The 13,196-nt window shown below is 73.1% G+C and carries 11 protein-coding genes and 1 pseudogene; 5 read left to right on the top strand and 7 right to left on the bottom strand.

What is annotated here, in order from left to right; translation table 11 throughout:
* Positions 1–16 precede the first annotated feature (16 nt).
* From A6A25_RS27370 to A6A25_RS27360, 3 genes are all read left to right on the top strand, one after another.
* On the top strand, positions 17–1,495 hold the full coding sequence (locus tag A6A25_RS27370) for a hypothetical protein (RefSeq protein WP_073894933.1): 1,479 nt from the start codon (positions 17–19) through the stop codon (positions 1,493–1,495).
* Positions 1,492–1,992, top strand: coding sequence for an arsenate reductase/protein-tyrosine-phosphatase family protein (locus tag A6A25_RS27365; RefSeq protein WP_241828940.1), 501 nt, complete (start codon positions 1,492–1,494; stop codon positions 1,990–1,992). Before A6A25_RS27370 ends, A6A25_RS27365 begins: the two co-directional genes overlap by 4 nt.
* A 312-nt stretch (positions 1,993–2,304) precedes the next feature.
* Entirely contained in the window at positions 2,305–3,999 is a 1,695-nt protein-coding gene (locus A6A25_RS27360; RefSeq protein WP_073894983.1) for a serine/threonine-protein kinase, read from the top strand.
* A 12-nt stretch (positions 4,000–4,011) separates the two neighbouring features.
* Here A6A25_RS27360 and A6A25_RS27355 read toward each other — a convergent pair whose 3' ends face one another.
* From A6A25_RS27355 to A6A25_RS27340, 4 genes are all read right to left on the bottom strand, one after another.
* The gene (locus A6A25_RS27355) at positions 4,012–4,341 is read right to left on the bottom strand and encodes an ATP-binding protein (RefSeq protein ID WP_073894981.1); all 330 of its coding nucleotides are present in this window, start codon (positions 4,339–4,341) and stop codon (positions 4,012–4,014) included.
* Between the two features lie 158 nt (positions 4,342–4,499).
* A complete protein-coding gene (locus A6A25_RS27350; RefSeq protein WP_143193452.1) occupies positions 4,500–4,874 on the bottom strand; it encodes an STAS domain-containing protein in 375 nt (124 codons plus the stop codon).
* A gap of 28 nt (positions 4,875–4,902) precedes the next feature.
* On the bottom strand, positions 4,903–5,298 hold the full coding sequence (locus tag A6A25_RS27345; RefSeq protein ID WP_143193451.1) for an ATP-binding protein: 396 nt from the start codon (positions 5,296–5,298) through the stop codon (positions 4,903–4,905).
* A gap of 82 nt (positions 5,299–5,380) precedes the next feature.
* Positions 5,381–7,060: a sigma-70 family RNA polymerase sigma factor gene (locus tag A6A25_RS27340; RefSeq protein ID WP_073894926.1), complete on the bottom strand. Its 1,680-nt coding sequence runs from the start codon at positions 7,058–7,060 to the stop codon at positions 5,381–5,383.
* Positions 7,061–7,227: 167 nt separating this feature from the next.
* On the opposite strand from A6A25_RS27340, the gene A6A25_RS27335 reads away from it, so the two are divergent.
* Positions 7,228–8,097: an AraC family transcriptional regulator gene (locus A6A25_RS27335; RefSeq protein WP_073894924.1), complete on the top strand. Its 870-nt coding sequence runs from the start codon at positions 7,228–7,230 to the stop codon at positions 8,095–8,097.
* Positions 8,098–8,331: 234 nt separating this feature from the next.
* On the opposite strand, the pseudogene A6A25_RS27330 reads toward A6A25_RS27335, so the two are convergent.
* Positions 8,332–9,318, bottom strand: a pseudogene (locus A6A25_RS27330) (trans-sulfuration enzyme family protein); the annotation flags it as partial.
* 17 nt (positions 9,319–9,335) lie between these two features.
* Between A6A25_RS27330 and yczR the strand changes: the two are divergent.
* Complete coding sequence (gene yczR, locus A6A25_RS27325; RefSeq protein ID WP_073894922.1) at positions 9,336–10,550, top strand: aminotransferase class I/II-fold pyridoxal phosphate-dependent enzyme; 1,215 nt, start codon at positions 9,336–9,338, stop codon at positions 10,548–10,550.
* A 21-nt stretch (positions 10,551–10,571) separates the two neighbouring features.
* On the opposite strand, the gene A6A25_RS27320 is transcribed toward yczR, so the two are convergent.
* Together A6A25_RS27320 and A6A25_RS27315 are read right to left on the bottom strand one after the other, a co-directional pair.
* Positions 10,572–11,801, bottom strand: a complete 1,230-nt coding sequence (locus tag A6A25_RS27320; RefSeq protein ID WP_073894920.1) for a sialidase family protein — start codon at positions 11,799–11,801, stop codon at positions 10,572–10,574.
* 140 nt (positions 11,802–11,941) lie between these two features.
* On the bottom strand, positions 11,942–13,195 hold the full coding sequence (locus tag A6A25_RS27315; protein ID WP_073894979.1) for an SGNH/GDSL hydrolase family protein: 1,254 nt from the start codon (positions 13,193–13,195) through the stop codon (positions 11,942–11,944).
* Position 13,196: the final 1 nt, after the last annotated feature.

The raw sequence follows: 13,196 nt of genomic DNA, 5'->3' as shown, positions 1-13,196 counted from the left end.
CACCCGAGGACCAGCCATGACCACGATCACCAGACGTACCCTGCTGAGGGGTGGGCTGCTCGCCGCCACCGGCGTCATCACCACCCGGCTCGGGGGCACCGCCGCCGCCGAGCCGCACCGGGACGGGTTCGCGGTGGCCTACAACGACCTCGTCATCACGCCCCACGCGCCGCCGTGGCCGAGCCTGTGGATGGGCGGTTACGGCTGGACGAAACGCGGCAGCCAGGGCGCGGTGGCCCGTGACCTGCACGCCCACTGCCTGACCTTGCGCGACGGCGACCGCGGCGTCCGGGTGCTGGTGCGGGTCGACGTGGTCGGCATCCCGCGTGACGTGCACCAGGAGATCCGGCGGAGGGTGTGCGACCAGGAGCGGCTGGTCGCCTCGCCGGACTTCCTCATCGTCGCCAGCCACACGCACAGCGGCCCGTTCCTCGGCGACACGCACCCGGACCCGTACGTGCTGATGGGCCTGGAACCGGCGGACATCGACGCGGTCAACGGTTCCACGGCGCTGTTCGTCGACCTGGTGGTCGAACTGGTCCGGCGGACCGTCGGTGAGCAGCCGATCCCGGCGACCCTGCACTACGCCGAGGGCTCGGCGGAGATCGGCTTCAACCGGGCGGGGCTCGACCACGTCATCACCGACGTGCCGGTGCTACTGGTCCGCGACACCGACGACGGCGCGCCGCTGGCCGTGCTGTTCGGTGCGACCTGCCACCCGGTGTGCCGCGGCCGTGACGACGTCTTCGACAGCGACTTCGTGGGCGCCGCGGCGGAGGCGGTCGAACGGGAGCTCGGCGTGATGGCGTTGTTCTTCCAGGGCACCGCGGGCGACCACGATCCGGTCGGCGGCCAAGGCCCGCACCGACCGGCCGAGCTGGGGCGGGTCCTGGCCGATGCCGTGTTGGAGGTGGTGCGGCGCGACCGGTTCACCCCGGTGACGGGGCCGGTGCGCGGCGAGCTGATCGAGGTGCAGCTGCCGTTCTCGGTCGATCTGGGTGATCCCGGCGCGGTGGCCGAGTTGGAGCGCAAGTACCGGTCGCGGTTGGACGGCCACCTCGGGCAGGCGGAGGTGCGGCACGCCGAGGTCGTGCTGAGACGGCTGGGCGACGGCAGCTTTCCCCGGAGCTTTCCGATGCCCTTGCAGTGCTGGAAGTTCGGCGGGTTGACCGTGCTCGCGTTGGCGCACGAAGTGCTCAGCAGCTACCACGTGCTGCTCAAAGGGCTGGCGGGGCGGTTGGGCACCGGGCCTCTGTGGATCATGGCCTACGCCAACGAGACCCAGGGGTACGTGCCGGCCGACGAGACGTCGTGGCGCGGTGGGTACGAGGCAGGTTGGGGTGCGGGTGATCCGCACATCACCGGCGCCGGCAGCAACATGGTGGCCTACGGCTGGCCGGCGCCGCTGCGCGGTTCACCGGTCGGCGCCGACCCGGCCACACCGGACAGCACCGAGGCGATCGTGTTGTCGGCGTGCGAAGGGCTGTTGCGATGACCGCGTTGCACCTGAGCTTCGTGGGCCGCGACAACGTGTGCCGCTCGCCGATGGCCGCGCTGGTGATGCGCGAGCAGTTGCGCCGCAACGCCCTGGCCGACCGGGTGCGGGTGAGCACCGCCGGCACCGAACCGTGGCGGGTGGGGCAACCGGCGGACCGGCGCGCGGTGCGGGTGCTCGCCGAGCACGGCTACCCGACCGGCCACCTCGCGACCCGGATCGGGCTACCGCAGTCGTCCGCCGACCTGGTGCTGCTGCTCGACGCCACCCCGCCACCGGCGCTGCTGAGACTCATCGGGTCGGCCGACCGCGTCCGACCCCTGCGCTGCTTCGACCCGACCGCCGGTGACGACCTCGACGTGCCGGACCCCTACCACCGCGGCCCGGAGGCGTTCCGGGAAGTCCTGGACATCATCGAGGCCACCGTCCCCGGCCTGCTGCACTGGGTCCGCGACCACCTGCCCGCAGCTGAAGACGGGGCGCAGCGACAGCCGTAGGGCGACAGGCCCGTGACGACGAGAGGAGAGCGAATGGCTGGTGTGGCCCAACCCGCGTGACGCGGCGGGGTCGGGACGCGGCCGGCGCTGACCCGGCTCACCCCCGGCGGACGAGTGGTTCCGCCGCCGTTCCTCGGCCTGCCGCACCTCGCGCCGGGGAAAGCTCGGGTTCCGCGACCGCGTGCGGGCCGTGGTGCCGGCGTGCGACAACGGCCTGGTCGCCGGTGGATGCGGCTGACCGGTGACCCGCGACGGCCTTCCGGGTACGTAAGGTTGACCGGTTGGTACCGGGTAGGACGGGGTTCGCTGGTGATGGACGTGGGGCGCTTGGTGGCCGGGCGGTACCGGCTGCGCGGGCGCGTGGGTGCCGGGGCGATGGGCGTGGTGTGGCAGGCGTTGGACGAGCGCTTGGACCGCGTGGTCGCGCTCAAGCAGCTCGTGGTGCCGGAGGGATCCGACCCGGTGGCGGCGGTGGGGCGTGCGGCGCGGGAGGCGCGTATCGCGGCCCGGTTGCAGCACCCGAACGCGGTGACCGTGCACGACGTCGTGGAGGACGACGGCAAGCCGGTGCTGGTCATGGAGTACTTGCCCGCGCGGACGCTGGCCGACCTGATCGCGCAGGGCCCGTTGCCCGCCGAGCGGGTGCTGCGGATCGGGGCGCAGATCGCCGGTGCGCTGGCGGCGGCGCACGCGGCGGGCATCGTGCACCGGGACGTCAAGCCGGGCAACGTCCTGCTGACCGAGGACGGCACCGCGAAGATCACCGACTTCGGCATCGCCCGCGCGGTCGGGGACGTCACGGTCACCAGGACGGGGCTGCTCGCGGGGACGCCCGCGTTCCTCTCGCCCGAGGTGGCGCGTGGCGGTGAGCCCGGACCTGCCTCGGACGTGTTCGCCCTGGGAGCGACGCTGTACGCGGCGGTGGAAGGACGTCCGCCGTTCGGTGACGGGGACAACGCCATCGCGCTGCTGCACGCGGTCGCGGCGGGTCACTTCGCCCCGCCGACGCAGGCCGGGCCGCTGACCGAGGTGCTGCTGGACCTGCTGCGCATCGACCCGGCCACCCGGCCGACCATGGCGCAGGCCGCCGAACGGCTGCGCGAGCCGACCGTGCCGCGGCCGGCGGCGACCCGGCTCGACCTGCACCCGGCGGACCCGCCGTCCCTGCCGGCGAGCCCTCACGCGGCCAACCCGACACCCTGGCCGGTAGGCCAAGCCCCGGCCGACCCGACACCTTGGCCGGCAGGCCAAGCCCCGGCCGACCCCACACCCTGGCCCACCGGCCAACCGCCGTCACCGCGGACGGGCGCAGAGCAGGCGGACCCGTCCCGGTCGCCGACCGGCCCACACCCGACGGCGGTGGCACCGAACCCAGCCGGTCCGCCGTACCACACCGGTCCGGCGCGGACCTCAGTGGCGCCGCACCCGAACGCTCTGGCCCCGCGAACGGCGCGCGGCGGCCATGCGGGGCTCATCGCGGTGGCCGCCGCGGCCGCCGTCGGGCTGGTCGTGCTGGTCCTGGTGTTGACCAACGGCAGCCGGGCCACCGACGACACGGCCGGTGCCGTCAAGTCCACGTCCACGTCCGCGCCCAGCAGCGTGGCGCCCTCCCCCGCACAGCTGGAGCGGGCGGTGGCCGAGTACTACGCGTTGGTGCCCAAGGACACCGCTCGGGCCTGGGAACGGCTCGGCCCCGGCCTGCGGGCGCAAGGCCGCGACCAGTACGAGCGGTCCTGGCGGGACGTCAAGGACCTCACCGTCAGCTCACCGCCCACCGCCGCCGGGCCCGACACCGTGACCATCGGCATCGACTTCACCGGTGTGGAGGGCAAGAGGTTCCGGGAGACGCACCGCCTGCGGCTCGTCGTGCGGAACGGTACGCCGCTGATCGACTCTGACGAAGTCGTGTCCTCGCAACGCATCGACAAAGGCAACGGTGACGACAAGGACGACGACGACGAGAAGGACGACCGGAAACGCGGTGGCGGCAAGAGCGGCGACAACTGAGCACCGCCGTGGTCAGGCGACGACCTCGCCCCACACGGCCTTGTGACCCAGCTCCGGGTCGACGCCCCACCGCGACGCCAGCCGGTTGACCATCAGCAGACCTCTGTTGCGCGGGCCGCGGCTGCCGGGCTTGCCCAGCACCGGCAGCAGTTCCGGGCTGCCGTCGTGGACCTCCACCCGGACCACGTGCCCGCCGCGGTGGCTCAGCCGCAACCGGCGGGGCGCGCTGGCGTGCTCGAACGCGTTGGTGAGCAGGGCGTCGGCGATCAGCAGCAGGTCGAGCAGGGTCGACTGGTCCAGTTCCGGCACGTTCTCGGTGATCCACCTCCGTGCGCGGCGCACAGGTGGAACGGTGTCCTCCAGATCGAAGTCGACGTGGTCAGCGGACCGATCGACGACGTTCACAACACGAGCCTTCCAGCAAATAGGCACTCCCAGTCAGGGCCCAGGACGTAGACGCCGGGTTCCCCGTGCCCCCGTCGGGAAACGTGACGGCGACCTCATCGGGAGTCGGCCGTCACGGGGATCAGGTGGTCGACCAGCCCGACGGTGGCGTCGATCAGCTTGACCACCCGCGTGACCTCGGGTGACGCCACCAGGGTCAGGTCCATGCCCTGGTCGCGGCACAGGTCGGCCGCGTGCAGCAGCAACGCCAGGCCCGCCACGCCCATGAACGTCACGCCGCCCAGGTCGAGCCGGATCCCGTCCGGCCCGAGTTCGTCGCGCACCAGGTAGTCCTGGATCCGGTCCGCCGCGACGATGTCCACGTCACCGGCCACCGTGATCACCGTCGTGCCGTCACCGGTGCGGCAATCGCAGGAGAAACCCGTGCGTGAAGGAGATGTGGTCGCCACCGATCGCCTCCCGTGTCGCATCACCGCCCACCCCGTGGACGGGAACGATTCAGACGAGTCGGACCTCGGCCCAGACCGTCTTGCGGTCGCTGCGGGACTCGTGGCCCCAGTTGACCGACAGCCGGTTCACCATGACCAGGCCGCGGCCGTCCTCAGGGGTGTCGACACGCCCCAGGACCGGGAGCTTGCTGGGGCTGCCGTCCTCCACCTCGACCCGGACGACGTCGTGCTCGACCACCCGGCGCAACCGCAGCCGACGAGGCGCGCCCGCGTGGCGGTAGGCGTTGCCGACCAGCTGCGCGGCGACCACCTGGATGTCCACCAGCCGGTCGTGGCCGGTGCCCGGGAACGTGACGGCGACCAATCCGAGCAGCTCGTTCGGCGTGGGAGGGGTGTCCGGGAGGCCGAGTTCCACGCCGTCCCTGGGTAATTCGACTGTGCTCATGGTGCGCCCTCCAATGCCCTGTGGTCTCAAGGCATAAACAAGGCGGAGGTACCCGGCTGCCCAGCGGGTCAAACCCGCCGGTCTACCGGGGCGTGACCGTGAGGGGCACGTCCACGGGCACGGGCTGCGCCGATCCGGCCGTGACCGTGCCGCGGATCGTGCCGCCGACCGACTTCGGGCCGGCCAGCAGTCGGAACACGAACGTCACCGACCCGCCGGCGGGCAACTCCGCTTCGGTCGTGCACGTCACCGTGCCCTTGCCCGCCGGGCAGCCCACCCGTGCCGCGCCGTCGAACCGCACGAGAGGCCTGCCGCGCAGGTTCCTGCCCGCGCCCACCACCTGGACGCCTTCGGGCAGGGTCAGCACCAGCGTGGTGGGCGCGAGGGGCGTCGAGCCGGTGTTGCGGACGGTGACGGGCAGCTCGACGGGCGGTCCGCCGGTGGCCATGGTGAACCCGGCCGGTACGACGGGCACCAGCGGCTGCGCCGGGGCTTCGACGGTCGTGGTGGTCGTGGGCGCACCCGACGGCACCGGTCCGGCCGGCTGGTCGGCCGACTCGGTCGTGGTCACCGACGGCCCGCCGGACCCCGTTCCCGGCACGGATCCCGTGACGGGAAGGGACGACGAGGTGACGTCCGGCGGCTGCTGGTCGGCCGTCGCCGGGGGCGGCTGGGCGTCGACCGTCGGCACGACCGGCCGCGCGGTGTTCAGCCCCAGCGCGAGGGCCGCGACCACCGCCGTGGCCGACGCCGCCACGCCGAGCCACTGTGCCGTCGTGGTGACCGAGGTGGCGGCCAGGCTCGCGGCGGCCGAGCCCGCCTTCGCCGTGCCCGCGGTGGTGGCCAGGTAGCCGGACACGCCCGTGCCGAGCACCAGCGGTGCGACGACCGCGCGCAGCGTGCCGTTGACGTCGGCCAGTTCGGCGGCCATCGCGCGGCAGGTCGTGCACTCGTCCAGGTGCGCTTCGACCTGGGCGGTTTCCCGTTTGGTGAGACCGCCCCTGGTCCACGCGGCCAGCTTCGCGACGGTGGCGCGGCAGCGGTTGGTGGCGTTGTCCGCCAGGTGCGCCTGCAGGTAGGCGGTCTTGAGGCCTTCACGGGCCCGGTAGGCCAACGCCGACGCGCCGTTGGCGGTCAACCCCAGCAGCTTCGCCAACTCGGCCGCGGACTGGCCCTCGATCTCGGTCTGCCACAGCACCGTCTGCCACCGCTCGGGCAGGCTGGCGAACGCCCTGGTCGCCAGGGCCCGCTCCAGCGTCGCCACGGCCGGGTCGTGGAACGGCACCGTAGTCACCTTCTCCACGCCCGACACGGCCTCGACGTCGTCGGCCAGCCTGAGCTTCTTGTCCCGCCGCGTCTTGTCGTAGGCGGTGTGGCGCAACGCGGTCAGCAGGTACGCGCGGAACGCCGAGTCCGGGCCGCCGCCCGCGCGCACCGTGTCGAGCACCTTGGCGAACGCGTCCGACACCAGGTCGTCGGCCTCCGCGCTGGACCAGGCCAGGTGCCGGGCCAGGGTGCGGGCCGCGCGCACGTGCCGTTCGAACAACTGCCCGTACGCCTGGATCTCCCCGCCCCGCACGGCTTCGATCAGCTCGGCGTCCGACAGCGGCCGCGACGACGGTGGCACGCCCGAGGAACCCGCCGACAGCCCGGACGACGAGCCGGTGTCGGCGTTGAGCACGTGGTCCAGGTCGTCGCGCAGGGCCGCCAGGTCCGCGTTCGCCCACCGTTCCAGGTCGCGCTCGTCGGGATGCCCGATCACCGGACGTCGACCTCCATGCACGGTAGGTGAGCGATTCAGTGCGGACCATATCCAACAGGCCGGCGGGTGATCGAGGCCAGTGGGGGTGGAAACTGATCGGACCGGTTCGCCGCGGTCGGGCGCGACCGGGGTGCGTCCGGTCAGGGTTGAGGTCGAGAGGAGGCCTCGTGATCTCGGCACTCAACCGCCTCGTCGACCTGGTCGAGGAGCACTTGGGCGAGGAGTTCGACGTCGACGGGTTGGCCAGGTCGGTCGGCACGACCGGGTACCACCTGCGCCGGATGTTCTCGTCGTTGGCGGGCATGCCGCTGTCGGAGTACGTGCGCCGACGCCGCATGACCGTGGCGGCGGCGGACGTCGTCCGCGGCGAGGACGACCTGCTGGGCATCGCCGTCCGGCACGGCTACGGCTCGACCGAGGCGTTCGGCCGGGCGTTCCGGGCGGTCCACGGCGCCAACCCCGGTGACGTCCGCCGGGACGGAGGCCCCCTTCGCGCACAACCACAGCTCAGGTTCCGCCTGACCGTCGAAGGGAGCACTGCCATGGACACCCGCATCGTCGACCGCCCCGCGTTCCGGCTCGTCGGACACGCCACCCGCGTCCCGCTCATCCACCACGGCGTCAACCCGCACATCCAGCGGCACATCGCCGCGCTGCCGCAGGAGGAACACGTCCGGCTCAAAGCACTCGGCAACACCGAGCCGGCGGGCCTGCTGCAGGTCAGCGACGACGTCGACCCCGACGCCACCGAGGGCAGCGAACTGACCTACCTGCACGGCGTCGCCGTCTCGCGGGACACGGCGGGCCCGGACGACCTCGACGCCATCGAGGTGCCAGCGGGCAGGTGGGCGGTCTTCCGCACCAGCGGACCCCACCCGCAGGCCCTGCAGACGGTCTGGGCGGCGACCGCGACCGAGTGGTTCCCGTCCAATCCGTGGCGGCTGCGGCCGGGGCCCTCGATCGTCGCGGTCCTCGACCGGGCGGCTGACTTCAGCACCGCGACCTGCGAGCTCTGGCTGCCCATCGAACCGGCCTGACGCCGGACGACCTGCCGGGCGCCGTGCTCCCCCGTCGACCGGGCAGGCCGGTGACGGGACGAATTTCGGCGCCGGGTGTATCCAGCGCCGCCCCACCGCCCTCTTCTCTGGTGTCGGGGGTCTGGTTGGGGAGCCGGGCCTCCCGGGCAGGGGGGAACAGCGCACCGCCCGCTCTTCGGGGCGGGCGGGTGCCGCGTGATCGACCGGGTGGCCGCCGTGGGGGCGGCCACCCGGTCAGCGTTCCAAGGCCCGGGCGAGGTCCTGCCACAGCTCGTCGGCGTCCTCGATGCCCACCGACAGCCGGATCGTGCCGCCGGTGATGCCGTTCGCCTCCAGCTGCTCCTCGTCCAGTTGCCGGTGTGACGTGCTGGCGGGGTGCAGCACCAACGTCTCGGTGCCGCCCAGCGACGGCGCGAGCCGGGCCAGCTCGACGCCGGTGACGAACTTCCGGCCCGCCGCCGCGTCCGCCACGTCGAACGCGAACGTGCTGCCGAAGCCGCCGAGGAACCGGGCCGCGACGGCGTGGCTGGGGTGCGTGTCGAGGCCGGGCCAGTGCACCACGCGCACCGCCGGGTGCGCCGCGAGGCGTCGGGCCAGGATCCCGGCGTTCTCCTCGTGCTTGCGGACGCGCAGCGCCAGGGTGCGCAGGCCGCGGATCGTGAGCCAGGCCGCGAACGGGTCGGGTGTGACGCCCAGCTCGACCGAGTGCCGCCAGACCGAGCGGTAGCGGGCGTCGTCGGCGAACACGGCCACACCGCCGGTCACGTCGCTGTGCCCGCCGAGGTACTTGGTGGTCGAGTGGATGACCACGTCCGCGCCGTGCTCGATCGGGCGGCACAGCAGCGGTGACGCGAACGTGTTGTCCACGACCACGAGCACGTCGTCGCCCGCGGCGGCGCTCAGCGCGGGCAGGTCGCTGACGTGGCCGGTGGGGTTGGCGATCGTCTCCAGGTAGAGCACCCTGGTCTCGGGCCGCAGCGCCGCGCGGACCTCGTCCGGATCGTGGCCGCCGACGTAGGTGACCGCGACGCCCCAACGTTCCTCCAGGTCGCGCAGCAGGGCGAGGGTGCCGCCGTAGAGCGCGCGCTGGGCGATCAGGTGGTCGCCCGACTTGAGGGTCGCGAGCAGCACCGCGTTGATCGCGCCCATCCCCGACGCGGTGGCCAGCGCCGCCGCGCCCCCTTCGAGCCCGGCGACGGCGTCCTCCAGCGCCCGGTCTCGCGGTCGGCCGGACGACCGTGATCGCGGCGTACGACCTGCTGCGGCAGGAGGGTCGGTTGACGCGGCGGCGCGGCAGCGGCACGTGGGTGTCGCCGGGTGGTGGTGCGGCGGCGGCCCGTGCGGAGACCGCGAACCCGATGTTCGTGAACCTGCTGGAACCGCCCGACGGGGTGATCCAGTTCGCCTGCGCCGGGCCGTCGGCGCCGCCGCCGCGGCTGGTCGAGGCCCAACGGCGGGCCGTGGACCGGCTGGGTGGCGACGACCTGGGCTACCACCCGTCCGGGCACCCGGTGCTGCGCGCGGCGCTCGCCGCCCGGTACCGCGACCTCGGCGTGCCGACCACGGCGGCCCAGGTCCTGGTCACGACGGGTGCCCAGCAGGCGTTGGCGCTGCTGACGCGCGCGCTCGTGCGGCCGGGTGACGAGGTGCTGGTGGAGGCGCCGACGTACCCCGGTGCGCTGGACCTGTTCCGGGAGGTCGGCGCGGTGGTCCGGGCGGCCGACGACCTCGCGGGTGCGCTCGCCCGGTGCACGCCCGCGCTGGTGTACGCGATGCCCTCGTTCCGCAATCCCACCGGCTCGTCGTTGAGCGCGATGCAGCGCACGCGCCTGGCGCGGTCGGCCGGTGCCGTGCCGCTGGTGTTCGACGAGGTGCTGGCCGACCTCGACCTGACCGGCGCGCCGGCACCGCCACCGACCGCGGGCGCGATCACGGTGGGGTCGTTGAGCAAGGTGGTGTGGGGCGGGCTGCGGGTCGGCTGGGTACGGGCCGACGCGGCGCTCGTCGCCCGGCTGGCCCGGTTCAAGGCGGTGCACGACCTGGGCGGCGCGGTGCTGGACCAGTTCGCGGCGGTGGAACTGCTGGCCGACTTCGACGCCGTGCGGTCGGAGCGCGTCACGGCGTTGCGGCGGCAGCACGACCACCTGTGCGCGCGGCTGCGCGAGGAGCTGCCCGAGTGGGAGTTCACGCCCGCCGAGGGCGGCCAGACGCTGTGGGTGCGGCTGCCCGGGGTGGACGCCGCGTCGTTCGCCCAGGTGGCGTTGCGGCACGGGGTGGCGGTGCTGCCGGGGGCTTCGCTCGACCCGACGGGCGGCAGCGGCGACCGGCTGCGGGTGCCGTTCACCGCCGAACCGGCGGTGATCAGCGCCGCGGTCGCCGCTCTGGCCGGCGCGTGGCGGGCGTTCGGCGCCGAGTCGACCCGTCGTCCGCTCGTGCCGTCGATGTCGGTCTGAGGAGCCCGGGCCGGACGCCGGTCAGGAGATGCCGCCGTCGCAGCCCGCGTCCCGGACACCGCCCTGGATCCACGGCAGGTTCACCTTCCGGAACGCGATCGACCGGTGCGAGGTGGAGCTCGACGACGTGTTCTCGTTGACCTCGATCAGCGCGCCCACGTGGTAGTCGGCGGTCTTGACGATGCTGGAGTAGCCGCCCTCCCGGTAGCTGCCGCCCTCGCCGGGCAGCGGCGCGTCCGAGAACGGTCGGCTGTAGGCCCACGTGCGGCCCTCGTCCTCGCTCATCCGGATCCGCATCTTGGTGCGGGTCTCGGTGCTGGCGGAGTTCACGAACGCCAGCCGGGCGGGCGCGTCGGCGTTGTAGCGCATGGTCGAGCCCTCGTTCACCGGGTCGAGCAGGCAGCTCGCCGGTGCGAACGGGCGGAAGCCGGACTCGATGGTGCCGCGGGTGACCCAGCGCCGTTCCTGGATCCGCGCGGTCGCCGACGTCGGCCGGTCGTTGCGGTACAGCTCGCCGTTGGCCAGCTCCAGCACGGTGGACTCGCCGGTCTCCTCCATCGCCGCGCCGGTCGTGGTCCGCAGCGGCGCGGACTTCCACGTCACGCCGTGGTCGTCGCTGTAGAGGTTGCGGTGCTGGGCGGGGATCACCAGGCGGCCGGGGTTGCGGTAGGTGGTCTGGATGCCGACGCCGGGGCCGACCGCGTCCCAGTTCCAGCTGCGGCCGTTGGCCAGCGTGCGGGGCTTGAGGGTCTGGGACATGTTCACCGGCGACGCCCAGGTGTTGCCGTTGTCGGTGCTGGAGGTCAGCCACACCTGCCGGTCGTCCCACGAGTCGACCGGCGAGTGGCCCTCGGGCTGGAAGTTGAGGAACAGCCAGATCTTGTTGTTCGAGCGGTCGACCACGGCGGTCGGGTTGCCCCACGTGCCCTGGCCGGCGCCCACCACCTCGCGCAGGTTCGACCAGGTCGCGCCGTTGTCGTCGGAGACCTTGTAGACCAGGTTGATGTTGCCGAAGTCGGCGTTGTTCGCCGCACGGCCCTCGACGAACGCGATGAGCCGGTTCGTGTTGGTGCGGATGAGCGACGGGATGCGGAACGAGTGGTAGCGGAGCCCGTTGAGCACGTCGCCGCCGCCACCGTCGAAGATGATCTTCTCGGAGTGCGACTGCGCCGCGGCGGCGGCCTGACCGGACAGCGGCACGGCGGTGGCGGCCACCAAGGTGACGACAGCCCAAATCCGCAACAGCGACATCTGGCACTCCCCCGGTCCAGGCGCTACGAAACTTCCGACCCAACATAACCAAGATCGCAAAAGTTCGTAACCGAACGAGGGGTTGCCGCGAGATGAACGGGTGCGGAGCCGTCCCAATGTCCGGACGGCCCCGCAGTCGGTCAACGGAACAGGCGCAGTGGCACGGCGGCGGCCATGGCGGCCATGCCGGCGTCGTTCGGGTGGAGGTGGTCGCCGCTGTCGTAGGCGGGCAGCAGGCGGTCGGGTTGGGCCGGGTCGCGGAGGGCGCGGTCGAAGTCGATCACGCCGTCGTACTCGCCGCTGGTTCGGATCCAGTGGTTGACGGTCTGGCGGGCGGCCTCGTTCTCCGGGCTGAAGAAGCCGAACGTGTCATCCCGGAAGGGCGTGATCGTGCCGCCGTAAATCCGCAGGCCGGCCGCGTGCGCACGGGCGATGAGCTGCCGGTGCGCGCCGATGATGTCCTGCGCGGTCACCTTCTCCGACAGCGGCGCGCTCGTGCCGGGGTGGCCGAGGTCGTTGACACCGAGCAGCACGACGACGTGCCCGACACCGGGCTGTGCCAGCACATCCCGGTCGAAGCGGCGCAGCGCGGCCTGCCCGAAGTACGCCGCGTAGCCCTCCGCCGGGTGACCGACGGGCGGGTTGGGGTCGTGCAGCAGCCGGTTGCCGGCGATGCCCGCGTTGACCACACCGAGGTGCCGCAGGCTCCGCTCGTCCTGGAGGCGGCGGGCGAAGACGTCGGGCCAGCGCCGGTTCGCGCCGCGCGTGGTCTCCGCGCCGTCGGTGATGGAGTCGCCGAACGCCACCACGGTCGAGCCGCGCTTGCCGCCCGTGACGCTGACACCGGTGAGGAAGTGCCACTTGCCCAGCACGGCGGTCGGAATGATCTCCGCGCGGCCGGTGACGTTGCCCGCCGCGACCCACCCGTCCTGGTAGGGGAACGCGTGCACGGTGTTGCCGGGCGTGTGCTCGGGCAGGTGGATGCTGATCACCAGGTCGGAGTCGGCTGCCACGGGCAGTGCCACCGGGTCGCTGAGCAGCGGCGTGCCGGGCGGCAGGGTCGCGGACGGTCGGCCGCCGAACGTCAGCCGCCGGTCACTGGCTGGGTCGATCGCCGAACCCGTGCCCGCCCGCCGTGCTACGCGGGCCTCGCCGATCACCAGCGGCCGGGTGCCGAACTCGTTGGACAGCCGCACGCGGACCGTGCTGCCGCCCACGCTCAGGTGCACGACCTGCCGCAGGGTCTGGTCCTGGAACGAAGTGGTGTCCGAGGCGGGCACGGTGGTGGGCGAGGTCGCCCAGGCGCCCACCCAGGTCGCCTTGGGCGACGCCGACGCGGCGGCCGGCAGCAGGAGCAGCAGCGCGGTCAACGCCGCTGTGGCGGTGCGCTTCACG

Source organism: Saccharothrix sp. CB00851 (genome assembly GCF_001905065.1).
Lineage (GTDB): Bacteria > Actinomycetota > Actinomycetes > Mycobacteriales > Pseudonocardiaceae > Actinosynnema.
This window is presented reverse-complemented; position numbering and strand designations above follow the sequence as displayed.

Coding starts and splice junctions, on each gene's coding strand:
- A6A25_RS27360 (WP_073894983.1), top strand. CDS start 2,305: ATGGACGTGGGGCGCTTGGTGGCCGGGCGGTACCGGCTGCGCGGGCGC.
- A6A25_RS27320 (WP_073894920.1), bottom strand. CDS start 11,801: ATGTCGCTGTTGCGGATTTGGGCTGTCGTCACCTTGGTGGCCGCCACC.
- A6A25_RS27370 (WP_073894933.1), top strand. CDS start 17: ATGACCACGATCACCAGACGTACCCTGCTGAGGGGTGGGCTGCTCGCC.
- A6A25_RS27365 (WP_241828940.1), top strand. CDS start 1,492: ATGACCGCGTTGCACCTGAGCTTCGTGGGCCGCGACAACGTGTGCCGC.
- A6A25_RS27350 (WP_143193452.1), bottom strand. CDS start 4,874: ATGCGACACGGGAGGCGATCGGTGGCGACCACATCTCCTTCACGCACG.
- A6A25_RS27345 (WP_143193451.1), bottom strand. CDS start 5,298: ATGAGCACAGTCGAATTACCCAGGGACGGCGTGGAACTCGGCCTCCCG.